Origin of the sequence: Serratia sp. JSRIV004, from assembly GCF_019968705.1 — a bacterium.
GTDB classification, from domain to species: domain Bacteria; phylum Pseudomonadota; class Gammaproteobacteria; order Enterobacterales; family Enterobacteriaceae; genus Chania; species Chania fonticola_B.
Map to the genome: position 1 here is coordinate 1109881 of NZ_CP074140.1, position 26927 is coordinate 1136807.

20 protein-coding genes are annotated in these 26927 nt (G+C 55.7%); 14 read left to right on the forward strand and 6 right to left on the reverse strand.

Going from position 1 to position 26927, the window contains the following annotated elements:
* Positions 1-169 precede the first annotated feature (169 nt).
* Both clcA and erpA read left to right on the forward strand, forming a co-directional pair.
* Positions 170-1597 carry a H(+)/Cl(-) exchange transporter ClcA gene (gene clcA / locus KGP21_RS05240; RefSeq protein WP_115159087.1) on the forward strand — a complete coding sequence of 476 codons (1428 nt, stop codon included), beginning with the start codon at positions 170-172 and terminating at the stop codon, positions 1595-1597.
* Positions 1598-1686: 89 nt separating this feature from the next.
* Positions 1687-2031 (forward strand): iron-sulfur cluster insertion protein ErpA, encoded by a 345-nt coding sequence (gene erpA / locus KGP21_RS05245; RefSeq protein WP_021179368.1) that lies wholly within the window; start codon positions 1687-1689, stop codon positions 2029-2031.
* Positions 2032-2085: 54 nt separating this feature from the next.
* Here the strand turns inward: erpA and KGP21_RS05250 are convergent, their stop codons facing one another.
* The 4 genes from KGP21_RS05250 to mtnN form a co-directional block, all read right to left on the reverse strand.
* Positions 2086-2322, reverse strand: a complete 237-nt coding sequence (locus tag KGP21_RS05250) for a hypothetical protein (RefSeq protein WP_059199768.1) — start codon at positions 2320-2322, stop codon at positions 2086-2088.
* Positions 2323-2546: 224 nt separating this feature from the next.
* Positions 2547-3161: a TRIC cation channel family protein gene (locus KGP21_RS05255; RefSeq protein WP_059199769.1), complete on the reverse strand. Its 615-nt coding sequence runs from the start codon at positions 3159-3161 to the stop codon at positions 2547-2549.
* Entirely contained in the window at positions 3158-3964 is an 807-nt protein-coding gene (gene btuF / locus KGP21_RS05260; protein WP_021179371.1) for a vitamin B12 ABC transporter substrate-binding protein BtuF, read from the reverse strand. Before btuF ends, KGP21_RS05255 begins: the two co-directional genes overlap by 4 nt.
* Position 3965: 1 nt before the next feature.
* Entirely contained in the window at positions 3966-4667 is a 702-nt protein-coding gene (gene mtnN, locus KGP21_RS05265; RefSeq protein WP_024483476.1) for a 5'-methylthioadenosine/S-adenosylhomocysteine nucleosidase, read from the reverse strand.
* Between the two features lie 138 nt (positions 4668-4805).
* Here mtnN and dgt point away from each other — a divergent pair, with 138 nt between their 5' ends.
* The 3 genes from dgt to KGP21_RS05280 all read left to right on the forward strand — a co-directional run bounded on the left by dgt (position 4806) and on the right by KGP21_RS05280 (position 9256).
* Positions 4806-6323: a dGTPase gene (gene dgt, locus KGP21_RS05270; protein ID WP_115159088.1), complete on the forward strand. Its 1518-nt coding sequence runs from the start codon at positions 4806-4808 to the stop codon at positions 6321-6323.
* 192 nt (positions 6324-6515) lie between these two features.
* Positions 6516-7922: a serine endoprotease DegP gene (gene degP / locus KGP21_RS05275; RefSeq protein ID WP_059199772.1), complete on the forward strand. Its 1407-nt coding sequence runs from the start codon at positions 6516-6518 to the stop codon at positions 7920-7922.
* A 179-nt stretch (positions 7923-8101) separates the two neighbouring features.
* A complete protein-coding gene (locus KGP21_RS05280; RefSeq protein WP_071682220.1) occupies positions 8102-9256 on the forward strand; it encodes a CdaR family transcriptional regulator in 1155 nt (384 codons plus the stop codon).
* 134 nt (positions 9257-9390) lie between these two features.
* Here KGP21_RS05280 and garD read toward each other — a convergent pair whose 3' ends face one another.
* On the reverse strand, positions 9391-10962 hold the full coding sequence (gene garD / locus KGP21_RS05285) for a galactarate dehydratase (RefSeq protein WP_223537437.1): 1572 nt from the start codon (positions 10960-10962) through the stop codon (positions 9391-9393).
* A gap of 443 nt (positions 10963-11405) precedes the next feature.
* Here garD and KGP21_RS05290 point away from each other — a divergent pair, with 443 nt between their 5' ends.
* Genes KGP21_RS05290 through garR form a run of 4 tightly spaced genes read left to right on the forward strand, consistent with a single transcriptional unit; the run spans position 11406 to position 15834 of the window.
* Positions 11406-12764 carry an MFS transporter gene (locus KGP21_RS05290; protein ID WP_024483471.1) on the forward strand — a complete coding sequence of 453 codons (1359 nt, stop codon included), beginning with the start codon at positions 11406-11408 and terminating at the stop codon, positions 12762-12764.
* A gap of 48 nt (positions 12765-12812) precedes the next feature.
* Positions 12813-14144 (forward strand): glucarate dehydratase, encoded by a 1332-nt coding sequence (gene gudD, locus KGP21_RS05295; protein WP_094982131.1) that lies wholly within the window; start codon positions 12813-12815, stop codon positions 14142-14144.
* Positions 14145-14165: 21 nt separating this feature from the next.
* Positions 14166-14939: a 2-dehydro-3-deoxyglucarate aldolase gene (gene garL, locus KGP21_RS05300; RefSeq protein WP_059199776.1), complete on the forward strand. Its 774-nt coding sequence runs from the start codon at positions 14166-14168 to the stop codon at positions 14937-14939.
* 10 nt (positions 14940-14949) lie between these two features.
* A complete protein-coding gene (gene garR / locus KGP21_RS05305) occupies positions 14950-15834 on the forward strand; it encodes a 2-hydroxy-3-oxopropionate reductase (protein ID WP_115159091.1) in 885 nt (294 codons plus the stop codon).
* Positions 15835-16309: 475 nt separating this feature from the next.
* Here the strand turns inward: garR and barA are convergent, their stop codons facing one another.
* Entirely contained in the window at positions 16310-19042 is a 2733-nt protein-coding gene (barA, locus tag KGP21_RS05310) for a two-component sensor histidine kinase BarA (RefSeq protein WP_059199778.1), read from the reverse strand.
* Between the two features lie 67 nt (positions 19043-19109).
* Between barA and rlmD the strand changes: the two genes are divergently transcribed.
* The 5 genes from rlmD (at position 19110) to eno (ending at position 26926) form a co-directional block, all read left to right on the forward strand.
* Entirely contained in the window at positions 19110-20447 is a 1338-nt protein-coding gene (gene rlmD, locus KGP21_RS05315) for a 23S rRNA (uracil(1939)-C(5))-methyltransferase RlmD (protein WP_179249330.1), read from the forward strand.
* 9 nt (positions 20448-20456) lie between these two features.
* A complete protein-coding gene (gene relA, locus KGP21_RS05320) occupies positions 20457-22691 on the forward strand; it encodes a GTP diphosphokinase (protein ID WP_021179385.1) in 2235 nt (744 codons plus the stop codon).
* Between the two features lie 60 nt (positions 22692-22751).
* A complete protein-coding gene (gene mazG / locus KGP21_RS05325) occupies positions 22752-23546 on the forward strand; it encodes a nucleoside triphosphate pyrophosphohydrolase (protein ID WP_059199780.1) in 795 nt (264 codons plus the stop codon).
* Positions 23547-23912: 366 nt separating this feature from the next.
* Positions 23913-25550, forward strand: a complete 1638-nt coding sequence (pyrG, locus tag KGP21_RS05330) for a glutamine hydrolyzing CTP synthase (RefSeq protein ID WP_024483442.1) — start codon at positions 23913-23915, stop codon at positions 25548-25550.
* Positions 25551-25630: 80 nt separating this feature from the next.
* A complete protein-coding gene (gene eno / locus KGP21_RS05335; RefSeq protein ID WP_021179388.1) occupies positions 25631-26926 on the forward strand; it encodes a phosphopyruvate hydratase in 1296 nt (431 codons plus the stop codon).
* Position 26927 lies beyond the last annotated feature (1 nt).

The window sequence follows — 26927 nt, forward strand, 5'->3', positions numbered from 1 at the left end:
TCCTGGGTTTGCTGTTGAATGATTTGACCGCGCTATTCTAGAGGAGTGTACGCAGTTATGAAACGATCATGGACCGATACCGATTTTGTGGGGGCGGTAGGACAACGACTGAGCTAGAATAGCTTACATCGCTATTAGTCTGATTTTTCAATTCAATAATGAACCCACTATGACTGAATTACAGCAACAGCCTCCTGCGGCTTCAGGCGCGCGCCTGACTCGCAACTATAGGGTCCGTCAGTTTATTCGCCAGGATAAAACGCCGGTTGTCATCCTGATCATGGCGGCGGTTGTAGGGACGTTGGCGGGATTGTTGGGCGTCGCTTTTGATAAAGCGGTGGAATGGGTACAGCAGCAGCGGCTGTCGGGCCTGGCCTCCGTTGCCAACTCCTGGTTCCTGGTGTGGCCGCTGGCGTTTATATTGTCAGCCATGCTGGCCGCTTTTGGCTTTTATCTGGTCAAACGTTTTGCGCCAGAGGCGGGGGGGTCAGGGATCCCAGAAATCGAAGGGGCACTGGAAGAGTTACGCCCGGTGCGCTGGTGGCGGGTGATCCCGGTGAAATTTATCGGTGGTATGGGGACGCTCGGTGCAGGCATGGTACTAGGGCGTGAAGGGCCGACGGTACAGATGGGGGCCAATGCCGGGCGAATGGTGTTGGATATTTTCCGTATGCGCAGTGCGGAAGCGCGCCACTCCATGCTGGCCACCGGTGCTGCAGCGGGTCTCTCCGCCGCGTTCAACGCGCCTCTGGCGGGGATCTTGTTCGTGATCGAAGAGATGCGGCCGCAGTTTCGTTATAACCTGATCTCCATCAAGGCGGTGTTTATCGGCGTGATTATGTCGAGCATTGTCTTTCGCATTTTTAATGGTGAAAGTCCGCTGATCGAGGTGGGTAAACTCGCTTCGGCACCGCTCAATACGCTGTGGTTGTACCTGGTGCTGGGGACGGTGTTTGGCGCGGTGGGGGTGATGTTTAACGCACTGGTGTTTCGTACCCAGGATATGTTTGCCCGTTTTCATGGTGGCAAGATGAGCAAGTTCCTGCTGATTGGTGCTCTGCTAGGGGGCGCTTGTGGCGTGCTTGGGCTGATCGAGCCAGCAGCCGCGGGTGGCGGTTCGGCCTTGATCCCGATCGCGGCGGCGGGTAATTACAGCGTCGGCATGCTGTTATTTATCTTTATCGCACGGGTGATCACCACGGTGCTCTGCTTCGGTTCAGGCGCACCGGGCGGTATTTTTGCACCGATGCTCGCCCTGGGAACGCTGCTAGGCACCGCTTTTGGTCTTTTTGGCGCTCATCTGTTCCCAGAGTATGGGCTTGAGGCTGGCACCTTTGCTATTGCGGGCATGGGGGCGCTGTTTGCCGCTACCGTGCGTGCCCCGTTAACCGGTATTGTGCTGGTATTGGAAATGACCGATAACTATCAGCTGATTTTGCCGATGATTATTACCTGCCTCGGCGCGACCCTGGTGGCGCAGTTCCTGGGCGGTAAGCCATTGTATTCCGCCATTTTAGCCCGCACCTTACAAAGGCAGCAGCAGGCATTGGCCGAGAAAACAGGTAAAGAAAATACAACAAATGCGGTGAATACTTGAACGCAACACTCAGGTATTAGATAATCAGCACCATTAATCAGGTTACCGTCGTCGTCGCCTGATGTGAAACACTGTTGGGAGTAACGAGTATGAGTGATGAAACAGCACTGCCCCTGCAATTTACCGAGGCAGCAGCAAGCAAGGTGAAATTCCTGATTGCTGACGAAGAGAATCCAAACCTGAAGTTGCGGGTTTACATTACCGGTGGTGGCTGCAGTGGATTCCAGTACGGCTTCACGTTTGATGACAAGATCAACGACGGCGATATGACCATCGAGAAACAGGGCGTTGCGCTGGTGGTTGATCCGATGAGCCTGCAATATCTGGTTGGCGGCGCGGTGGATTACACCGAAGGGTTGGAAGGTTCACGCTTTATCGTGACTAACCCGAATGCCAAAACCACCTGCGGCTGCGGTTCTTCATTCAGTATCTGATCTGCCGCCGTTAAAAAACCCGCCTGCCTGTACGGTGCGCGGGTTTTTTTGTGCCTACCATTCCACGGTGATCAGTTCGCTTTCCCGATCGTCTACTATCCGTTTGCTATGGCTCATCTTCGGCTGTAAGACTGTGCCATTGCCGCATTCTACCTGTGGCGTGTTGCCGGTCGTGGTTACGCTGCAGGTGGGCACAATCGTCAGACTGATACCCATCTTGCCGCTGGTGTTTTCGGCCAGCACGCTGCTGCTCAACAACAGTGTGCTGGCGATCAAAAGATTTTTCTTCATGCTTAAATTCAAAACAATACCTATCCGCAGGCCACAGCAATAGGACCTATCGGCAAAAGTGAACGGAACTTAATGGCGCGGGATAATTTTTAACGAAGAGTTAACTGGATGATTACATTATTCAAGCGCATTTTAATAGCGCAAAATAATAGCACATTGCTTATATAATAGTCGAATATACTAATTAACAGCAAAGCCTCCGCCGAAGCTGGCGGAGGCAAGAATTACTGTTCGAGGATAAAGGCCGGTAGTTTCAGATGCCAACGAATGGCGGCCAGGCGGATGCCCAGCGTGATGATCATCCCCAACATCATGGCATGCTGTAACGGCATACCAAAGCTGTAGAACGCCGTGACGTGCACCGCTCCGCCAACGATGCAGGCGGTGGCGTAGACCTCGGTTCGCAGGATCATCGGGATCTCACGGGCCAGCACGTCACGGATAATCCCGCCGCCGACGCCGGTGATCACTCCCATGCAGACCGCCACCAGCGGTCCACTGCCTGCGGCGAACGCCTTATTGACGCCGATCCCGACGAACACCGCCAGCCCGATGGCATCCAGCACCGGCAGGATCCATTTCGGCAACCGACGCGGCTGGCGCACCAGCAGCAGCGTCAGCACACAGGTGATCATCGCCACCACCAGATCGGTGGGATCCTTTACCCAGAATACCGGGCCGTTGGCGAGCGCCATATCACGGATCGTCCCGCCGCCGACCGCGGTCACTACCCCCAGTACCAATACGCCAAAGGGATCCATCCGTAATTTGCCCGCCAGCAACACGCCGGAAATGGCAAACACCGCCGTACCAAGAATATCCAGCCAAAATACCATCAATGGATCTCCGCCAATTGACCGCATAGTGATTGTGCCGCCAGCATGATGCGTGGCCCGGCACGGTTAAACCAATCTTCCTCAAGGGCAATCACCGGCACGTCCAGCTGTGGGCCCCAGAAGGCTTTCACATTGGCGATCTGCTGGGCATTCCCGCTGATCACGATGGCCTGCGGTTTACGCACCAGCACCTGCTCACGGCTCACCTGCGGCCAAGGCACGGGGCTATCGGCAAAGATATTCTCTGCGCCGCACAAGGACAGCACCTGGCTTTGTAACGTGGCCGCCGAACTGGTGAACAGCGGTTGGGTGCCAAACTGCAGCAGCACTGGCCTTGGCGAATTGCTGGCATAGCGCGTTTTCAGCTCCTCTACCTGTTGGCGGAGGCTGGCAGCGGCCTGATGTGCCTGTTCCGGATGAGGGCTGTACTGCGCCAACGCATCCAGCGATTGGGCGATCTCGTCAATATTCTTGGCATCTGCATAAAAAATCGGGATGCCGAAGGAGGCGAGCTGATCCAATACCCGCTGGGGATTACCGCCACGCCAGGCGAGAACCAGATCGGGTTTCAACGCCAGGATCCGTTCCAGGTTGATCCCTTGCCAGGAGGCGACCTGTTCCAACTGTTTGGCGGCAGGGGGATAATCGGAGTAAGCGCTGACGGCCAGCAGGGTATCCCCCATACCGGCCGCGTAGGCAAGCTCCGTGGTGCTCGGTGCCAGGCTGATCACCCGTTGGGCGGCGCTGGCAGGCAGCAGCATCCCCAGGATCAGCCAGCTCAGCAGGGCGCACAGACGCAGCTTCACATTAACCGCGCTTGGCCAGGGCTTGCAGCATGGCATTGACCATCAGCGAGGACTGCTTGGCGGCCACCGCCAGGAACTCGTCGAAGCTCATATGGGATTCACTATCGGCAACGTCGGAAATCGCGCGTACCACCACGAATGGCGTGCCGAACTGATGGCAAACGTGGCCAACGGCGGCGGCTTCCATCTCAACGGCGGCAACGGTTGGGAAGGTGTTGCGGATGCGGGCCAGAGGCTCGGCACCGTTAATAAAGGCGTCACCGCTGCAAATCAGGCCGCGTACCGCGTTCAGGTTAAGCTGTTTGATGCAGTTTTCCGCTAGCTCGATCAACGCGGGATCGGCAACGAACGCTGGTGGGCAACCGGCCATCTGGCCTGGTTCATAACCAAAGGCGGTCACGTCGGCGTCGTGGTAACGCACTTCTTCAGATACCACGATATCGCCCACGTTCAGCGTAGCGGCCAGGCCACCGGCGGAACCCGTATTGATCACCACATCGGGTTGGCACTGTTCCAGCAGCAGGGTGGTACCCAGGGCCGCTGCCACTTTGCCGATGCCCGATTTGAGCAGGGCGACTTCCACGCCGTTGATTTGGCCGGTATAGATCTCACAACCCGCACGTTGCAGGGTCTGGCGGTTCGCAATTTGCTCGCGCAGCAGGGTAACTTCTTCTTCCATTGCGCCGATGATGCCTACTTTCATAAATAATACTCGCTGATAGGGTATGGAAATTGCGCCATAGTCTATCATGGCTCTGTGAGAGAGATAATCCGCAATACCGTTGCATCCGCCGCCGGGAATTGTTATCACGGAGGGAATGCGCAACGGGAGGAGAAACAGATGTCCGGGATCGACTTTAAGCAGAAGATCAGCTTTCAGCGGCCTTTTAGCAAGCCGATTGAAGCCGAAGAAGAGTACGACATCATTCGCCAGTTCGAGAGCGATCGCGGTCGCATTGTCAATTCTGCGGCGATACGCCGTTTGCAGCAGAAAACGCAGGTGTTTCCGCTGGAGCGTAACGCGGCGGTGCGCAGCCGTCTGACCCACTCGATGGAAGTGCAACAGGTGGGGCGGCATATTGCCAAAGAGATCCTCAACCGCTTCAAACAGGAAAAGCGTATTGATGCGCTTGGCCTGAGCAAGCTGCTCGATCCTTTCGAGAGCATTGTCGAAATGGCCTGCCTGATGCACGACATCGGCAATCCGCCGTTTGGCCATTTCGGCGAATCGGCCATCAACGACTGGTTCCGCCAGCGGCTCGATCCCGCCAGCTGTGGCAGTGAGCCGGGTAGCCACGATCGCTGCCAGGTAGAGGTGTTACGCCTGCATGAAGGGGAGAGCGACCTTAACCGGCTGCGCAGCCGTATTCGCCACGATCTCAGCCATTTTGAGGGCAATGCTCAGGCGATCCGCCTGGTCTACACGTTGCTGAAATTGAACCTGACCTATGCGCAGGTTGGCTGCATCCTGAAATATACCCGCCCGGCCTATTGGGCGAGCGATATTCCCGCCAGCCACAGCTATCTGATGAAGAAGCCGGGGTTTTATCTGGCGGAAGAAGCCTTTGTCGATCGTTTGCGGCGTGAATTACATATGGGAGAGTTCGATCGTTTCCCTCTCACCTATATTATGGAAGCCGCCGATGATATTTCTTATTGCGTGGCCGATCTGGAAGACGCGGTAGAAAAGAACATCTTTACCGTGGAGCAGCTGTATCAGCATTTAACCCAGGAATGGGGCGAGATTGCTCCAGGGGATCTGTTTGATAAGACCGTGGCCAGTGCGTTTCGCAAAATAGAGCGCAGCGGGGCGCGTCGCAGTTCAGAAGATCAGTTCTTTATGTACCTGCGGGTATTTACCGTTGCCAAATTGGTTCCCCATGCGGCCCAGCGGTTTATTGATAACCTGGACTCGGTGTATCACGGCCACTTTAACGGAGCCTTGTTGGAGGATGCCAGCCCGGCTTGCCGCCTGCTGGCTATCTTCAAGAACGTTGCGTTCAAACACGTGTTCAACCACCCGGAAGTGGAGCAGTTGGAACTCCAGGGTTACCGGGTGATCAACGGCCTGCTGGACATTTATAGCCCGCTGCTGGCCATGTCGCTGGCCGATTTCAGCCAGCTGGTGCGGGAAGACAGCCACCGGGCGTTCCCGATTGAAACGCGGCTGTTTCACAAGCTTTCGACCAAACATCGCCTGGCCTATGTCGAGGCGGTGGAAGGTTTGCAGCATCTTTCTGCCGAGCAGCAGGCTATTAGGGAATATTATTTCCGGGCGCGGTTGTTACAGGATTATATCAGCGGCATGACCGACCTTTATGCCTATGATGAATATCGTCGTTTAATGGCGGCGGAATAAAATCATGAGATAATTCTCGCTTATTTTAGCGAGATAACTCTCAAGCTGGAACATTATTTCGAGTTTTGTAAAGACCGACAATATTTGTTTACTATTAGCCCGCCGCACCAGGGGAACTTCAGCTTATCAGCAGGCTCTTACTAAGCACCAAGACCCGGTATTCCTTTTGAACGACTTTTAAGAGACACACAGATGAAAAAAACAGCACTGGTTTTAAGCGCCCTGGCTTTGAGTATTGGTTTGGCAATGGGTCCGGTAACGACCGCCAACGCCGCAGAAACGGCTTCTGCCTCCACTAGCGCCCAACCGATGCCAAGCCTGGCACCGATGTTGGAAAAAGTGATGCCTTCAGTGGTAAGCATTAACGTGGAAGGAAGTGCCGCGGTGAATGCGAAAACGGTACAGCAAATGTCGCCGTTCTGCCAGGATGGTTCACCCTTCCAAGGTTCCCCAATGTGCCAAGGTGGCGCGCCGGGTGGGCCAACTACCCAGGAAGCCTTTAAGGCCCTGGGTTCAGGCGTCATCATCAACGCGGACAAAGGCTATGTGGTCACCAACAACCACGTGGTAGACAATGCCAGCAAGATCACGGTGCAATTGAGCGATGGCCGTCGCTTTGAAGCCAAGGTGATCGGCAAGGATCCGCGTTCTGATATCGCGTTGATCCAGCTGAAAGATGCCAAAAATCTGTCAGCGATCAAAATGGCCGATTCCGAGCAGCTGCGCGTGGGTGATTACACCGTGGCGATCGGTAACCCGTATGGCCTGGGTGAAACCGTGACCTCCGGGATCGTTTCTGCCTTGGGGCGTAGCGGCTTGAACATTGAAAACTACGAAAACTTTATCCAGACCGATGCGGCGATCAACCGGGGTAACTCCGGCGGTGCGTTGGTTAACCTGAACGGTGAGCTGGTTGGCATTAACACTGCGATCCTGGCGCCGGACGGCGGCAACATCGGTATCGGCTTCGCTATTCCAAGCAACATGGTGAAAAACCTGACCTCGCAAATGGTGGAATATGGCCAGGTTAAACGCGGTGAGCTGGGCATCATGGGTACCGAGCTGAACTCCGAGCTGGCGCAAGCGATGAAAGTGGACGCCCAGCGTGGCGCATTCGTCAGCCAGGTTGTGCCGAAATCCTCCGCTGCCAAGGCCGGTATCAAGGCCGGTGACGTGATTGTCACCCTGAACGGTAAAGCCATCTCCAGCTTTGCGTCGTTCCGTGCTGAAATCGGCAGCTTGCCGGTGGGCACCAAGATGGCGCTGGGCATTATCCGCGACGGCAAGCCGGTGACCATTGACGTAACGCTTGAGCAAAGCAGCCAGGAGCAGGTTGATTCCAGCAATATTTACACCGGCATTGAAGGTGCAGAACTGAGCAACAGCACCGACAAAGTGAAAGGTGTGAAGATTGAGAAGGTGAAACCTGGCAGTGCCGCTGCGCGCATCGGGCTGAAAAAAGGCGACGTGATCATGGGTGTGAACCAGCAGCCGATCACTAACCTGGGCGAACTGCGTAAGGTGCTCGACAGCAAGCCTGCGGTGTTGGCGTTGAACATCCAACGTGGCGACTCGACGCTGTATCTGCTGATGCAGTAATGTTGTCACGTTGTTCTACAGAGGCACGCTTCGGCGTGCCTTTTTTTATGGCTAAAAACTGTGAGTTTGAGCACAAACTCACGCCCGGCCAAAACGCATTTGGGCATCTGCACAATGTGCCAGTAGAGGCGCGTCGGTATGCTGAACGTTGGTTTATCATCCGACGGGGATAAGACGCAATGGCGGAGTATCATCTTGATGCCAAGCTAGCCAGGGAAATTGTCGCTCGCACCATGAAAATTATTGATAGCAATATCAACGTGATGGACAACCGGGGCCGGATTATTGGCAGTGGCGATCCTGAGCGGCTGGGGGAACTGCATGAAGGGGCATTGCTGGTGCTGTCTCAGGCCAGGGTGGTCGCTATAGACGATGCCGTTGCCCGTCATTTGCACGGCGTTCGGCCCGGTATTAATCTGCCGTTGCACGTTGACGGGAATATCGTTGGGGTCATCGGCCTGACTGGCGATCCGGTGCAACTGCGGCAGTACGGTGAACTGGTCTGCATGACCGCTGAAATGATGCTGGAGCAGGCGCGATTGTTGAGTTTGTTGGCGCAGGACAGCCGCTTTCGTGAAGAGTTCGTGTTGAACCTGATCCGTACGGAGGATCTGTCACCGGCCTTGATGGAATGGGCGCACCGCCTGGGAATAGATCCCAACCAGCCCCGCGTCGCGGCGGTAGTGGAGGTGGATAGCGGCCAGTTGGGAGTCGACAGCGCCATGGCCGAGTTGCAGCAGTTACAGGAGCTGCTGACGCTGCCGGAACGTGACAACCTGATCGCCATTGTTTCTCTCAGTGAAATGGTGGTACTTAAACCGGCGCTGAATCACCATGGGCGTTGGGATGCCGAGGCCCACCGGCGGAGAGTGGAGAATCTGCTGGTGCGGATCAATGAAAGCAGCCGTTTACGAGTGCGTATTGCGCTCGGCAACTATTTCGTTGGCCCAGGCAGCCTGGTGCGTTCCTATCGCACTGCGCGCACCACCATGGCCGTTGGCAAGCAGCGCATGCCTGAGCGATGGGCCTATTATTATCAGGATCTGATGCTGCCGGTATTGCTGGGCAGCCTGCGTAGCGGTTGGCAGGCGGATGAGCTGGCTCGGCCGTTGGAACGTCTGAAAGCCATGGACGGTAATGGTTTGCTGCTGCGTACCTTAAATGCCTGGTTCCTGAATAATGTGCAACCCACCGCGACCGCCAAGGCACTCTATATTCATCGCAATACGCTGGAGTATCGTCTCAATCGCATTTCGGAACTCACCGGGTTGAACCTGGCCAATTTCGATGCGCGCCTGTTGCTGTATGTGGGGTTACAGCTGGATGAAGACTAGGCTAGCTGTACGCCAGCCTCAAGCTTCAGTGTCGCGATATTTAAACCCCCAGCTAATACGGAGTCGGGAGGCTAAATAGTTGCACGTTCGGTTCCCTCTCCTTGGGGAGAGGGTTAGGGTGAGGGGCGTTGCACTCAAGTAACCGGTGCCGGGTTAAATACCGCCAACGCGTTGAACAAACCCCATTGATCTGACCAGGTTTGCTTGCGGCCGCTGGCGATATCCAGGATCAGTTCAAACAGTTGCCAGCCCACCTGCTCAATGGTTGCCTCCCCGGTGGCGATAGTTCCGGCGTTGATATCGATCAGGTCGTGCCAGCGTTCGGCCAGCGCGCTGCGCGTTGCCATTTTGATCACCGGCACGGCAGTCAGGCCGTAAGGGGTTCCCCGGCCGGTAGTGAACACTTGCACCGTAATGCCGGAAGCCAACTGCTGCGTGCCGCAAACAAAGTCGCTGGCGGGAGTGGCAGCATAAATCAGCCCACGTTTGCTGGGGCGTTGGCCGGGGGAGAGCACTTCGACAATCGCGCTACTGCCAGATTTGGCAATCGAGCCTAATGCCTTTTCCACCACGTTGGCCAAACCGCCTTTCTTGTTGCCGGGTGAAGGGTTGGCGCTGCGATCGGTTTGCCCTTGGTTGAGGTAATCGTCATACCAGGCCATCTCCTCCAGTAAGCGCTGGCCAACGTGTTGATCGGCGACCCGTGGGGTTAACAGGTGGATGGCATCACGCACTTCGGTGACTTCGGAGAACATCACGGTTGCCCCGCAGCGTACCAGCAGGTCGGAAGCAAATCCCACTGCCGGGTTGGCCGTCACCCCGGAAAAGGCATCGCTACCACCACATTGCATTCCCACCACCAGCTCTGAGGCCGGCACGGTTTCCCGCTGGCGACGGTTCAGGCGTTGCAGGTGCTGCTCTGCCACGGCCAGAATATCGGCCACCATGGCCTGAAACCCAACGTGTTTCTCATCTTGCAGGCGCACAATCCGGCTTTCATCCACGGAGATGGGGTGTACATCTGGGGTTCCCTGCAGCAGGCGTTCCGGCTGCAACTTCTCGCAGCCTAGCCCCACCACCATCACTTCGCCGCCAAAGTTCGGGTTGAGCGCCAGATTATGTAAGGTGCGGATAGGGACCACCGCTGCGGGAGCGTTGATGGCGACGCCACAGCCATAGAGATGATTCAGACCCACCACGCCGTCAACGTTGGGGTATTTCGCCAGCAGGTCGCGCTCAATGATTTTCACCACATAATCCACCACACCGGCCACGCAGTGCACGCTGGTGGTGATCGCCAACAGGTTCTTGCTGCCAACGCTGCCGTCGGCATTACGGTAGCCTTCAAAGGTATAACCTTCCAGAGGCGGTAATGCCTGGGGCACATTGTTGGCTAGTGGCAAGCTGGCCAACTCGGGGGCCGGGGGAAGCAGTACCAGCGATTCATCAATCCAACTGCCACGGCGAATATCCCGTGCGGCAAAGCCAATCACTTCGCCATAGCGCAAAATAGTGCCGTCTTGAGGAATATCTTGCAGCGCAACTTTATGCCCTTGGGGAATATGCTCCAATAATGTCAGACCGCAAGGGAAGCTTGCCCCTTTAGGCAATCCATAGTCATTAACCACAATGGCGACGTTATCTTGCCGATGAACCTGAATATAGCGCGGTAATGCTTTAATACTGCCAACTGCATATTCGGACATAGTGAAACCTCACGTACTCTGATTTATGTACGCCGTGGGTAATAATCGAAAAACTGGCTCAGCAAAAAGCATAACATTCGCAATGGTGTCGGGCATTATGCAAATGACCTAGATTTGGCGTTTCCCGGGAGTCAATCTTTGGCATTGTGCTAATCCGCTGTGAGATAGCTCACGCAACTGGGGGATCCGTGAGCCAGCCCGCGCCCGATTGGGCATACGCCATAAACAAGCCGCCATATTAGCTCTGTTATTGGGTTATTTGCCCGATGAGTCGCGGCAGCCGGTTCCCTATACTTTTCTCCACCAAGCGTTAATGCGTTTAAAAATTGCCGATGCCGTATTAATCGAACTGCTCAAAAAAGGCTGCAATTTAATTTAAACCTTTCGTTCTGAGCTATTTTTAGCGGTTTTTCAGGATGAATATAGTAATGCAGGAGAGCACCATGTCTACTATCAGCGCTGCCAACAGTGCTATCAAGCGAACCAATAAGCGTTACTGGATCGTGGTAATGCTGTTTATCGTCACCTCATTTAACTATGGCGATCGTGCCACGCTTTCTATTGCCGGTACCGCAATGGCTCAGGATATTGGCCTCGATCCGGTTGGAATGGGTTATATCTTTTCGGCGTTTTCCTGGGCCTATGTGATTGGTCAGATCCCCGGTGGCTGGCTACTGGATCGTTTCGGCTCCAAACGGGTCTACTTCTGGAGCATCTTCATCTGGTCGCTGTTTACCTTGCTGCAAGGCTTCGTGGATATCTTCAGCGGTTTTGGCATCGTGATAGCGCTGTTTGCGCTGCGTTTCCTGGTCGGCCTGGCAGAAGCACCGTCATTCCCCGGCAACAGCCGGATTGTCGCCGCCTGGTTCCCTGCCCATGAACGTGGCACGGCGGTATCGATCTTCAACTCGGCCCAATACTTTGCCACGGTGATCTTCGCACCGATCATGGGCTGGCTGACGCATGCCGTTGGCTGGTCGCACGTGTTCTTCTTTATGGGCGGGCTGGGCATCATCCTGAGCTTTGTCTGGCTTAAGGTGCTGCACAATCCCAAAGATCACCCCAGCATCAACCAGGCGGAACTGGACTATATCGAAGCCGGCGGTGCCTTGATCAATATGGATCAGAAACAGGCCACGCAGGTGAAGGTCAAAGGCGAGAAGTGGTTCCAGATCAAGCAACTGCTGCAATCACGCATGATGATTGGCGTCTATATCGGCCAGTACTGCATCAACGCGCTGACCTATTTCTTTATCACCTGGTTCCCGGTGTATCTGGTGCAGGCACGGGGTATGTCCATCCTCAAGGCCGGCTTTGTCGCCTCGGTTCCTGCCATTTGTGGTTTTGTCGGTGGGGTGCTCGGCGGGGTGATTTCCGACTACCTGATGCGCCGTACCCAGTCGCTGACCTTCGCCCGTAAAACGCCGATCGTGCTGGGCATGCTGTTGTCGATGTCGATGATCTTCTGCAACTACGTTGAAACCGAATGGATGGTGGTGGGCATCATGGCCGCCGCGTTCTTCGGTAAGGGGCTGGGCGCGCTGGGGTGGGCAGTGATGGCAGATACCGCCCCCAAAGAGATCAGCGGCCTGAGCGGTGGCCTGTTCAATATGTTCGGCAATATCTCCGGCATCGTCACGCCGATCGCCATCGGCTACATCATTGGTACCACCGGATCGTTTAACGGCGCGCTGGTCTACGTCGGGATCCATGCGCTGTTGGCGGTGGCCAGCTACCTGTTCATCGTGGGAGATATCAAGCGTATCGAACTGAAACCCATGGCTAAGGCCAGCAGGCAATGACACGGCGGCGAGTTTGGCAACTGAACCCACAATTTTGAGGACATCTCTATGACAACAGCACCAAAAATTACTGCCATGCAGGTTGTACCGGTGGCCGGTTACGACAGCATGCTGCTCAATCTCAGCGGCGCTCACGCCCCATTCTTCACCCGTAATATCGTGATCTTGCAGGATAACGCCGGTAATACCGGGCTAGGGGAGATCCCTGGAGGGGAGAAAATTCGCCAAACCCTGGAAGAGGCCCAGTCCCTGGTGGTCGGCAAAACCCTGGGGGAATACAAGAACGTGATGAACCGGGTGCGCGAACGCTTTGCCGATCGGGATGCCAGCGGGCGTGGCCTACAGACTTTCGATTTACGTACCACCATCCACGTGGTGACCGGCATTGAAGCGGCAATGCTGGACCTGTTGGGGCAGTTCCTTGATGTGCCGGTAGCGGCCCTGTTAGGGGATGGGCAGCAGCGTGACTCGGTGGAAATGCTCGGTTATCTGTTTTATGTCGGCGATCGCAACAAAACGCCGCTGCCTTACCAGAGCCAGCCGGATGAGGCCTGCGACTGGTATCGCCTGCGTCATGAACAAGCGCTGACGCCGCAAAGCATTGTGCGCCTGGCGGAAGCGGCTTTTGATAAGTATGGCTTCAACGATTTCAAGCTAAAGGGTGGCGTATTGGCGGGCAGTGAAGAGGCTGAGGCCGTCACGGCGTTGGCGCAGCGCTTCCCTCAGGCGCGCATCACGCTCGATCCCAACGGGGCCTGGTCGCTGAAAGAAGCGATCGCACTCGGCAAACAGCTGCGTAACGTGTTGGCCTATGCCGAAGATCCTTGCGGGGCAGAGCAGGGCTTCTCCGGGCGGGAAGTGATGGCGGAGTTCCGCCGTGCCACTGGCCTGCCTACCGCGACCAACATGATCGCCACGGACTGGCGGCAGATGGGGCATACGCTGCAGTTGCAGTCGGTGGATATTCCATTGGCGGATCCTCATTTCTGGACCATGCAGGGATCGGTGCGCGTTGCGCAGATGTGCCATGAGTTCGGCCTGACCTGGGGCTCACACTCCAATAACCATTTCGATATCTCGTTGGCGATGTTCACCCATGTGGCCGCGGCGGCACCGGGCAACATTGCGGCGATCGACACCCATTGGATCTGGCAGGAGGGCAACCAGCGGCTGACGCGGGAACCGCTGCAGATTGTCGGTGGCCGCGTACAGGTTCCACAACGGCCAGGATTGGGGATCGAGCTGGATCGGGATCGTTTAATGCGGGGCAATGAGCTTTACCAGAAACACGGGCTTGGAGCACGCGACGATGCGCAGGGTATGCAGTACCTGATCCCTGGCTGGATCTTTGATAACAAACGCCCGTGCCTGGTGCGTTAATCCGTCTACAGAGGAAATTTCATGAAGAGCTGCCATAACCCTTTTCGTCAATCGTTGCTCGCGGGCGAAACCCTGATCGGCTGCTGGTCTGCGCTTGCCAACCCGATCTCCACCGAAGTCTTGGGGCTGGCCGGTTTCGACTGGCTAGTGCTGGATGGCGAGCATGCGCCGAATGACATTGGCACTTTCGTGCCGCAACTGATGGCGCTCAAGGGCAGCCCTAGCGCTGCGGTGGTACGGCCGCCCTGCAACGAACCGGTGATTATCAAACGCCTGCTGGATATCGGTTTCTACAACTTTTTGATCCCGTTTGTGGAAAGTGCTGAGCAGGCAGAGTTGGCGGTAGCGTCGACGCGTTATCCCCCTGCGGGGATCCGTGGGGTCTCGGTGTCGCACCGTAGCAACGGTTACGGCACCGTGCCGGACTATTTCGCCCAGATTAACCAGCAGATAGCGGTGCTGGTGCAGATCGAAAGCCAGCAGGGGGTCGATAACCTGGACGCGATAGCTGGCGTAGAGGGCGTGGACGGCATCTTTGTCGGGCCGGGGGATCTTTCCGCCGCTTTGGGGTATCTCGGCCAGCCAAATCACCCGGAGGTGCAGGCGGTGATCCGTCATATTTTTGAGCGAGCCAGCGCGCACGGTAAAGCCAGCGGCATCTTGGCACCGGCTGAGGCTGATGCCCGCCGTTATCTGGAATGGGGAGCCAGGTTCGTGGCCGTCGGCAGCGATCTTGGCGTATTCCGCACGGCCACGCAGGCCTTGTGCGATCGGTTTAAACAGGCTGTTGAATAAGGGGAACGGGATGAAAATTGGATTTATTGGCTTGGGGATTATGGGGAAACCCATGAGCAAAAACCTGCTGCAGGCGGGTTATTCGCTGGTGGTAATGGACCGCAATGCCGAAGCGGCGGCTGAACTGGCTGCGCTGGGTGCCGATGTTGCCGCCACGCCAAAGGCGGTGGCCGCATTGAGCGATATCGTGATCACCATGTTGCCTAACTCACCGCAGGTGCGGGAAGTGGCATTGGGAGAAAATGGCCTGATTGAGGGAGCCAAAGCGGGGACTGTGCTGATAGACATGAGTTCTATTGCTCCACTGGCAAGCCGTGAAATCAGCGAAGCCCTGGCTGCCAAACAGATCGCCATGCTTGATGCGCCGGTGAGCGGCGGTGAGCCTAAAGCGATAGATGCCACATTGTCGGTGATGGTGGGCGGCGATAAAGAGGTGTTTGATCGCTGTTTTGACGTGATGAAATCCATGGCCGGTTCGGTGGTGCACACTGGCGATATTGGCGCTGGCAACGTCACCAAACTGGCGAATCAGGTGATCGTTGCGCTGAATATTGCGGCCATGTCCGAAGCGCTGGTGTTGGCCACCAAGGCCGGGGTCAACCCAGACCTGGTATTCCAGGCGATCCGTGGTGGGCTGGCAGGCAGCACGGTGTTGGAAGCCAAGGCACCGATGGTGATGGATCGCAATTTCAAACCGGGTTTCCGCATTGACTTGCACATCAAGGATCTGGCCAACGCGCTGGATACCTCCCATGGCGTGGGGGCGCAGCTACCGTTGACCGCTGCGGTGATGGAAATGATGCAAGCACTGCGCGCAGATGGTCTGGGCAATGCCGATCACAGCGCACTGGCGTGTTATTACGAAAAGTTGGCCAAGGCAGAGGTTACCCGATAGGGGCAGCGGAGTACTGGTTAGTTAAGGTGACGCCCCTCACCCCAACCCTCTCCCGTAGGGCTGAGGAATCCCCAGAAAAATTAAGACGAGAAATAGGCTGTTTTTTACCCACAAACGGACTAAAAAATAGCCTCAAGCAGACGAGAAGAAGTGGTTCGTCATTCTCTCACTGCCAATTTACGAACAAAATGGAACAGATTGATCGTAAAACACTCGCTCTAATTTTCTGAAACCACTAAGAAAAAATTAGTGGGGATACCTCAGCCCGTAGGGAGAGGGAGCTGTTAGCCCCTGCTCTTTTGCAAATAAAGGGGCTATCTCAACAAACTCGATTGTCCCCTCATCCAAGGTACACCACCGAATTTTCAGGCCCACCCTAACCCTTTTACCCAGCTAACAGATTGACACGGCACCTTGCTACAACTCCGGACAGTCCCCTCTCCCTGTGGGAGAGGGTTAGGGTGAGGGGTCTGGCTTATCCCAACTGGAACTTCGCTTCCGTCTCCACCAGCTCAATCTCATCCAACAGCTCCAGCCATTCCGGTTCTAAATCACCGTTGCTCACACCCTGACGCAGTTGCTGCTCAAGATAGAAGCACAGTTGCTTAAGGCGCGGAACGCCGCTGTAGCTGCAACTGCCGTGCAGCTTGTGGATTAGATCGAGAATGGTGTCGTCCTCTTCTCCTTCCAGCACGGCTTTTACCCGATCGCTGACCTGCGGTAGGAACTCGATCAACATCTGCAACAGATCGCGCGCCAGATCCTCTTTATTGGCGGCCTGGCGCAATGCCAACGGCCAATCCAGCGATAACGGTGGTTCAGCTGGGCTACGCGGCTGGGCTGCCTCTGGTTCAAGCTCGATGGTGTGATAACGGGAGAGCACCCGTGTCAGCATGGCTTCGTCAATCGGCTTGGCCAGATAGTCATCCATGCCAGCCTCCAACAGGTGTTCTCGCTCGCCGCTCACCGCATGGGCGGTCACGGCGACGATCGGCGTGGAGTTGTGGTGCGGCATCTGGCGGATTAGCTCACTGGCGCGGATGCCGTCAATATTCGGCATCTGAATATCCATCAGGATCATATCCAGCACGTTATCACGTGCCAGCACGATGGCTTCCTCACCGCTTTCGCACAGCAGCGTTTTTTCTACCTGTTCTGCCAGCAAGGCACCGATCAGCTTCAGGTTGGCCGGGTTATCATCGACCGCCATCACCGTCAGTGGTAAGCGTCTATGTACCTTTGGTGCGTTCTGACGCAGCGGGGCCTCCAGACGCAGTAACGGATACAGGCGATTACTGCTGATCGGTTTGGTCAGGCAGCCGATAGCGCCCAGCTTTTTCATTTTTTCGGCATCGATCTGCGACTGGCTAGGTACCGCCAGGATCACCCGATCGGCAAGTTTCAGCGACTCCAGCAGCTTGTCTCGATGCTGGCCATTAGCATCCCGATAAGGGATCGGTACGCCTGCCAACAGGAAGTCATAATGATTTTTCGGCAATTGCCCCAGGGTTGGCGAATGGGTTACCACCAAATGGGTGACGCTCAACATATTCAGCGTTGCCTGGGCCGCCGTTGGGTTGGCTTCGATATAGGCCAACGTCTTACCGCGCAAGTCCGGTAGACTAGGTGGCAGCGACAACATGCCTTCGTTGAGATCGAGGGTGATGTGGAACCAGAAGGTCGAGCCACGGTTGAGTTGGCTGTGGAAGTTGATATCGCCCCCCATCTCTTTCACCAGCTTCTGGGTGATCACCAGGCCCAGCCCGGTGCCGCCATGGCGGCGCGAGATGCTGGCATCTGCCTGGCGGAAAGCCTGGAACAGCTGCGATTGCTGGCGTTCAGAAATCCCGATGCCGGTATCGTGGATCTGCACTTCCAGCTCAACCTGGCGTTCCAACTGGTTACGTAGCTCAACGCGGATATCGATATTGCCGGTTTCGGTGAACTTCACCGCATTGCCGAGCAGATTGGTGATCACCTGCTGTAGCCGCAGTGAATCGCCAATTACCTGCTCTGGCACATCGTTTTGCACATCCAGGGTCAGCTCCAGCCCTTTGTCGTGTGCGCTAGGGGCCAGCAATACCAGCACCTCATCCAGCGTTTCACGCAGCGAGAACGGAATATGTTCCAGGATCAGCTTGCCAGCCTCCAGCTTGGAGAAGTCCAGCACGTCGTTGATGATGGTCAGCAGGTTGTTGGCCGAGCGTTCGATAGTTTGCAGATAGTCGGTCTGGGTGGCGCTCAGGTCGGTTTTCAGCGTCTGGCGGGTAAAGCCGATCACCCCGTTGAGCGGGGTACGCAGCTCATGGGACATATTGGCCAGGAATTCCGATTTGATACGGGCAGCTTCCTGCGCGCGCTTCTTCGCCAGATCCAGCTCAACGTTCTGGATCTCCATTTGCTCCAGCGTTTCACGTAGGTCGGAGGTGGCCTGGTCGATGTTCTGCTGCATCTCCTCGTGATAGGCGGTCAGCGACATCGCCATCGAGTTGATGCCGTTTTTCAGCATTTGCAGCTCGCCGAGCATAAAGCCTTCGACCCGGCTATCCAACTGGCCCCGGCGGATCCGGTCGACGGTGTTGACCATATTGCGGATCGGGCCGGTGACGTCGCGCATCAGGCGGTAGGCAAACAGAATGGCAATACACATACACAGCAGCAGCAGCAGGGTAGAAACGAACACCTCTTTATATTGCTGTAGGCGTACCGATTGCAGATCCAGCTCGATCGCCACATAGCCGAGATTGCTGTCGGGATGTGCCTCCCCGCTGGTGTCCTCGTCCGGGAACTGTGACTCCGACAGGATTGGCGTACGCAGGATCAGCGAATCGCCACGCCGGGTCAGCATCATATCGGTGGGCATCGGCACACCTTTGGGCAACTGCAACTGGGTATAATTGTGGTGATAGTTGGAGGTGACAAACAGGTTGTTCTGCGAGTCAAATACGGTGATCGCCCGGACAATATCCGAATGGCGGCGATGCAACAGGCTGACCAGTTGCCGGACCGATTCACGGCTGCGGAAGGTCATGCCATATTCGCTGGCGACGGCCAGAGGTTCGATGATGCTGGCACCAGCATCGACTAATTGCTCCTGCAGCTCGTTGTAGCGGTGCACTACAAAGAAGGTGCTGAGCAGTAGACCGATCAATAAAGTCGGTGCCAGGATCAGGATCATCATGCGCGCGCGCAAGCTGTATTTGGTCATGGGATTCCAATGTGGGAGAATTGGAGGCTAATCTTAAGCTTAATTAACCAACACACAATCAATAATTATGGCGCAATTCTACTCTCCGAAACGCCGCGTGACGACCCGGCAAGCTTCACAAATATTCACGGTGACGGTAACGGACCTCGATCCATTTGGCCAGGGAGTGGCACGCCATGAAGGCAAAGCGGTATTTATCCCCGGCGTTTTGCCGGGGGAACAGGCCGAAATTCAGTTGACGCAGGACAAACGGCAATTCGCCAAAGGTCAGCTCAGGCAACTGTTAAATTGCAGCATTCAACGCGTTGAGCCGCGCTGCCCACACTTTGGTGTGTGCGGAGGTTGCCAGCAGCAGCATGTCTCCGAGGCGCTGCAACAGCAAAGCAAGGCGGCGGCGCTGGGGCGCCTGATCTACCGCGAAACCGGGGTGACGCCGCAGCAGGAACCGGTGATTGCCGGGCCGCAGTATGGTTACCGTCGGCGGGCGCGGCTGGGGTTACAGTGGCAACCCCAGCAGCACCGTTTGCTGATGGGTTTTCACCAGGCCGCCTCGTCCGATCTGGTGGCGGTGAAGCAGTGCCCGGTATTGGCACCGGAACTGGAACGGCTGCTGGTGCCGCTGTATCAATGCCTGAGCGGCTTGCAGGCCGTGCAGCGTCTGGGCCATGCGGAGCTGGTGTTGGCGGATAACGGACCGGTGCTGGTGTTGCGCCACCTGGATGCACTCAAGCAGGGCGATCGTCAGGCTTTGCAGCAGTTTGCCCAGCAAAATGGCACCACCGTTTATTTGGCACCGGATAGCGAACGGCTGGAAAAACTGTGCGGTGAAGCGCCGTATTATCAGGTTGACGGGCTACGCTTAGACTTCAATCCGCGCGATTTTATTCAGGTAAATGATGCGGTAAATCAGCAAATGGTGGCCCAGGCCCTTGAATGGCTCGAGATTGAGCCCAATGATCGCATATTGGATCTGTTTTGTGGCATGGGCAACTTTACCCTGCCGCTGGCCAAGCGGGCCAAGGCGGTGGTCGGGATTGAAGGTGTTGCCACGCTGGTAGCGAATGGGCAATATAATGCCGATAGGAATAGGCTCAGTAATGTCTCCTTTTTCCATGAAAATCTGGAAGATGACGTTGCGCGACAACCATGGGCAGCACAGGGATTTGATAAGGTGATGCTGGATCCAGCCCGCGCAGGCGCGGCTGGGGTGATGTCACACATTGTAAAACTGGCGCCAGAGCGCGTGGTGTATATATCCTGTAACCCCACGACGTTGGCACGCGACAGCAAAGTGTTGCTGGACGCCGGTTATCGTCTTGCGCGTGTGCGGATGTTGGATATGTTCCCGCACACGGGGCATCTTGAATCCATGGCGCTGTTTATCCACGGGTCGCGGAAAAAGTAGGGAGAAGTTATGGTCGCGGTAAGAACTGCACATCTGAATACGGCGGGTGAATTCGCGCTTGATGACTGGATAGCCAGCCTGGGGTTGCCCAACCCGCAGTCAGGTGAGCGATTAGCCGCAACCTGGCGTTACTGTGAACAGCAGACGAAAGACCATCCCGATGCGCCGTTGCTGCTATGGCGTGGCCTGGAGATGGTGGAGATCCTCTCGACCCTCAGCATGGATAACGACAGTATGCGCGCGGCGCTGCTGTTCCCGTTGGTGGACGCGGCGATCGTTCCTGAAGCGACCCTTACCGAAGAGTTCGGTTCCGGCATTACCTCCCTGGTGCACGGCGTACGCGATATGGACGCCATCCGCCAACTGAAAGCCACCCACAACGACTCGATGGGCTCCGAGCAGGTCGATAACGTGCGCCGCATGCTGCTGGCGATGGTGGAAGATTTCCGCTGCGTAGTGATCAAGCTGGCAGAGCGTATTGCCCACCTGCGTGAAGTGAAGGATGCGCCGGAAGACGAACGCGTGCTGGCGGCCAAAGAGTGTTCCAATATCTACGCCCCGCTGGCCAACCGCCTCGGCATTGGCCAGTTGAAATGGGAACTGGAAGATTTCTGCTTCCGCTATCTGCATCCCGATGAATACAAACGCATTGCCAAGCTGCTACATGAACGCCGTATCGATCGCGAGCAGTTTATTGATGACTTCGTGGCTTCATTGCATAGCGCGATGGAGATCGAAGGCATCAAGGCGGAAATTTATGGCCGCCCGAAACACATTTATAGCATCTGGCGTAAGATGCAGAAGAAATCTCTGGCGTTCGATGAGCTGTTCGACGTGCGTGCGGTGCGCGTAGTGGTAGAGCGCCTGCAGGATTGCTATGCGGCATTGGGCATCGTCCATACCCATTTCCGCCATCTGCCGGATGAGTTTGACGACTATGTCGCCAACCCGAAACCGAACGGCTATCAGTCGATCCATACCGTGGTGCTCGGGCCGCGTGGCAAAACGCTGGAGATCCAGATCCGCACCCGCCAGATGCACGAAGATGCCGAGCTGGGCGTCGCTGCACACTGGAAATACAAAGAAGGCGCGGTGGTTACGGCGCGTTCCGGCTACGAAGAACGTATTGCCTGGCTGCGTAAGCTGATCGCCTGGCAGGAAGAGATGGCGGACTCGGGCGAAATGCTCGACGAAGTGCGCAGCCAGGTGTTCGACGATCGCGTCTACGTGTTTACGCCGAAGGGCGACGTGGTGGATCTGCCAGCCGGCTCCACGCCGCTGGACTTTGCTTACCATATCCACAGCGACGTCGGTCACCGCTGTATCGGTGCCAAGATCGGCGGCCGTATCGTGCCGTTTACCTACCAGTTGCAGATGGGCGATCAGATTGAAATCATCACTCAGAAGCAGCCGAACCCTAGCCGTGACTGGCTGAACCCGAACCTGGGCTATGTCACCACCAGCCGTGGGCGCTCCAAGATCCACAACTGGTTCCGCAAGCAGGATCGCGATAAAAACATCCTGGCCGGGCGGCAGATGTTGGACAACGAGCTGGAACACCTCGGTATCAGCCTGCGGGAAGCCGAAAAGTTGCTGATCCCGCGTTATAACGTCAACTCGTTGGATGAAGTGTTGGCGAGCATTGGCGGCGGCGATATCCGTCTCAACCAGATGGTGAACTTCCTACAGGGCAAGCTCAACAAACCTAGTGCCGAGGAGCAGGATCGCGAAGCGTTACGCCAACTGACCCAGCAGAAAGCCCCGGCAACCTCGGCCCGCAACAAAGATAATGGCCGCGTGGTGGTCGAAGGCGTCGGCAATCTGATGCACCACATTGCCCGCTGCTGCCAGCCGATCCCGGGTGACGACATTGTCGGCTTTATTACCCAGGGGCGTGGGATCTCGATCCACCGTGCGGATTGCGATCAACTGGCGGAGCTACAGTCTCACGCGCCGGAACGTATCGTGGATGCGGTCTGGGGGGAAAGCTACTCCAGCGGTTATTCGCTGGTGGTACGCGTCGTGGCCAACGATCGCAGCGGTTTGCTGCGTGATATCACCACTATCCTGGCCAACGAGAAGGTCAACGTATTGGGCGTCGCCAGCCGCAGCGACACCAAAAAGCAGCTGGCCACCATCGATATGGACATCGAAATCTATAACCAGGTGGTGCTGGGGCGTGTGCTGGCCAAGCTCAATCAACTGCCCGACGTTATCGACGCCAAACGCCTGCACGGCGCTTGATTTTTGTTTTTTGCTTAAGGGCTCAGCATGCTGGGCCCTTAATTATTCAGAGAGTTCAACATGACCCAACCAACACCACTGCAACGCCTGCTGACCATTATGAAAACCCTGCGCGATCCGCAGGTGGGTTGCCCGTGGGATCGTAAGCAGACCTTCGCCACCATCGCACCTTACACTCTGGAAGAAACCTACGAAGTGCTGGACGCCATTGAGCGCCAGGACTATGCCGAGCTGCGTGATGAACTGGGCGATCTGCTGTTCCAGGTGGTGTTTTATGCTCAGATGGGCCAGGAGCAGGGGCTGTTTGACTTCGACCAGGTGTGCAACGCCATCAGCGACAAGCTGGAACGCCGTCACCCGCATATCTTCGGTGAGGCTGAGGCAGCAGACAGCGCGGCGGTTTCCGCCCGCTGGGAGCAGTTGAAGGCCGGTGAACGAGCAGAGAAAGCGCTGCACTCAGCGCTGGATGATATTCCCAATGCCTTACCGGCGCTGATGAAAGCTCATAAAATCCAGAAGCGCTGTGCCGCGGTCGGCTTCGACTGGAACACCTTGGGGCCGGTCGTAGGCAAAGTATATGAAGAGCTGGATGAAGTGATGCACGAAGCCCAGCAGGCGGTGGTAGACGAGCAGAAGCTGGAAGAGGAAATTGGCGATCTGCTGTTTGCCACGGTCAATCTTTCCCGCCATCTGGGTCATAAGGCGGAAAAGGCGTTGCAGGTGGCCAACCGCAAATTTGAACGCCGCTTCCGCCAGGTTGAGGAGATCGTGCAAAGCCGCGGTCTGACAATGCAGGAAGCCACGTTGGAGCAGATGGAAGAGGCCTGGCAGCAGGTAAAACGCCTGGAAAACTAATTGCCAATACCGTTGTCCTAACTGTGTCGCTTGTTTGATCGGCGACAATATTTGCTCAAGCTGAAACGGTTAAGCTCCGGGTTGTGGATTGCTGAATCTGGTTTAACCGGCAGAAAAGCTCAACAAACTGAAATCTAAGGTGTTTTATTGCATCTAAACTCGGTTTGTACGCAGTTTTTTATGCTAACCCATTGTTTCTAAAAGGCTCTAAAACGGGGGCCGAACGATTAAACCGGGATGAACTCACGAGGGTGGTTGAGATGATGGCAGGTAAAACGATCGTTTGTAGGTCAAGAGAGGTTCGGGTATACTACTTTCCCGTCTTGGTTCTTCCATCGTCTTTAAACCTAAACTCTCAGGTTCAGCATGACAACTAACTATATTTTTGTAACCGGCGGGGTCGTATCCTCTCTGGGTAAAGGCATTGCCGCAGCCTCCTTGGCGGCTATTCTTGAAGCCCGTGGCCTCAACGTTACCATCATGAAACTGGACCCGTACATCAACGTGGATCCGGGCACCATGAGCCCGATTCAGCATGGGGAAGTTTTCGTCACCGAAGACGGGGCAGAAACCGATCTGGATCTGGGTCACTACGAGCGCTTCATCCGTACCAAAATGACGCGTCGTAACAACTTCACCACCGGGCGTATCTACTCTGATGTGCTGCGCAAAGAGCGCCGTGGCGACTATTTGGGTGCCACCGTACAGGTGATCCCACATATCACCAATGCCATTAAAGAACGCATCATCGAAGGCGGCGAAGGCCACGATGTGGTGTTGGTCGAAATCGGCGGCACCGTCGGCGATATCGAATCCCTGCCGTTCCTGGAAGCCATTCGTCAGATGGCCGTCGAAGTGGGCCGTGAGCACACTCTGTACATGCATTTGACGCTGGTGCCATACCTGGCAGCCGCGGGTGAAGTGAAAACCAAACCTACCCAGCATTCGGTAAAAGAACTGCTTTCCATCGGTATTCAGCCAGATGTGCTGATCTGCCGCTCCGATCGCGCAGTTCCTGCTAATGAACGTGCTAAAATCGCTCTTTTCTGTAACGTACCGGAAAAAGCGGTTATCTCCCTGAAAGACGTTGATTCCATTTATAAAATCCCAGGCCTCTTGAAATCTCAGGGCTTGGATGATTATATTTGTAAACGATTCAGCCTGACACCGCCGGAAGCCAATCTGGGCGAGTGGGAGCAGGTGATCTACGAAGAAGCCAATCCAGGCGGCGAAGTGACCATCGGCATGGTCGGCAAATATGTCGAACTGCCAGATGCTTACAAGTCGGTGATCGAAGCGCTCAAGCACGGTGGCTTGAAAAACCGTCTGACCGTCAACATCAAGCTGATCGATTCGCAGGATGTTGAAACCCGCGGCGTTGAAGTGCTGAAAGATCTGGATGCCATCCTGATCCCTGGCGGCTTTGGCTATCGTGGCGTGGAAGGCAAGGTGATGACCGCACGCTACGCGCGTGAAAACAAAATTCCTTATCTGGGCATTTGCCTGGGTATGCAGGTGGCGTTGATGGAGTTTGCGCGCAACGTGGCGGGGATGGAAAATGCTAACTCCACCGAATTTGTGCCAGACTGTAAGTACCCGGTGGTCGCATTGATCACCGAGTGGCGTGACGAAGACGGCAACGTCGAAGTCCGTACCGAAGAAAGCGATCTGGGCGGCACGATGCGCGTCGGCGGCCAGCAATGCCACCTGACCGACAACAGCCTGGTGCGCAAGATGTACGGCGAGCCAACCATCGTGGAACGTCACCGTCACCGTTACGAAGTTAACAACATGCTGTTGAAGCCGATCGAAGCCGCAGGTATGCGTGTGGCGGGTCGTTCTGCGGACAACAAGCTGGTTGAGATTATTGAATTGCCTGATCATCCGTGGTTTGTGGCCTGTCAGTTCCATCCGGAATTTACGTCGACGCCGCGTGATGGACATCCGTTGTTCGCTGGCTTCGTCAAGGCGGCCGGTGAACACCAGAAGCGTCAGGTGAAATAAGAGTTTTAGTAAGCAACGCGCGGCCAAAACCGCGCGTTGTTTGTCTGGAGTTTTAGTTTAACTTGTCTGAGGAAAACCTAATGTCCAAAATCATTAAAGTCATCGGTCGTGAAATCATCGACTCACGCGGCAACCCAACTGTTGAAGCCGAAGTACATCTGGAAGGCGGTTTCGTCGGTCTGGCTGCAGCGCCGTCAGGTGCTTCTACCGGTTCCCGTGAAGCACTGGAACTGCGTGACGGTGACAAGTCTCGTTTCCTGGGTAAAGGCGTACTGAAAGCCGTTGCCGCAGTAAATGGCCCAATCGCTCAGGCGGTTGTGGGTAAAGATGCCAAAGACCAGGCTAACATCGACAAGATCATGATCGATCTGGACGGTACCGAGAACAAATCCCAGTTTGGCGCTAACGCCATCCTGGCTGTTTCTCTGGCTGCTGCCAAGGCCGCTGCTGCCTCTAAAGGTATGCCGCTGTATGAGCACATCGCTGAACTGAACGGCACCCCAGGCAAATTCTCTATGCCGTTGCCTATGATGAACATCATCAACGGTGGTGAGCACGCAGACAACAACGTTGATATTCAAGAGTTCATGATCCAGCCAGTTGGCGCTAAAACGCTGAAAGAAGCCGTGCGTATGGGTTCTGAAGTGTTCCATCACCTGGCTAAAGTACTCAAGAGCAAGGGCATGAACACCGCCGTAGGCGACGAAGGTGGCTATGCGCCAAACCTGGGTTCTAACGCCGAAGCGCTGGCTGTTATCGCTGAAGCGGTAAAAGCGGCAGGTTATGAACTGGGTAAAGACATTACTCTGGCGATGGACTGTGCAGCGTCTGAATTCTACAAAGACGGCAAATACGTGCTGGCTGGCGAAGGCAACAAAGCCTTCACTTCTGAAGAGTTCACTCACTTCCTGGAAGACCTGACCAAGCAATACCCAATCGTGTCTATCGAAGACGGTCTGGACGAATCTGACTGGGATGGTTTCGCATACCAGACCAAAGTGCTGGGCGACAAAATCCAGCTGGTGGGCGACGACCTGTTCGTGACCAACACCAAGATCCTGAAAGAAGGCATCGAGAAAGGCATCGCTAACTCTATCCTGATCAAATTCAACCAGATCGGTTCTCTGACCGAAACTCTGGCTGCAATCAAGATGGCGAAAGACGCAGGCTACACCGCGGTGATCTCTCACCGTTCAGGTGAAACCGAAGATGCTACCATCGCTGACTTGGCGGTAGGCACTGCGGCTGGCCAGATCAAAACCGGTTCTATGAGCCGTTCTGACCGCGTTGCTAAATACAACCAACTGATCCGTATCGAAGAAGCGCTGGGCAACCGCGCACCGTTCAATGGCCTGAAAGAAGTTAAAGGTCAGTAAT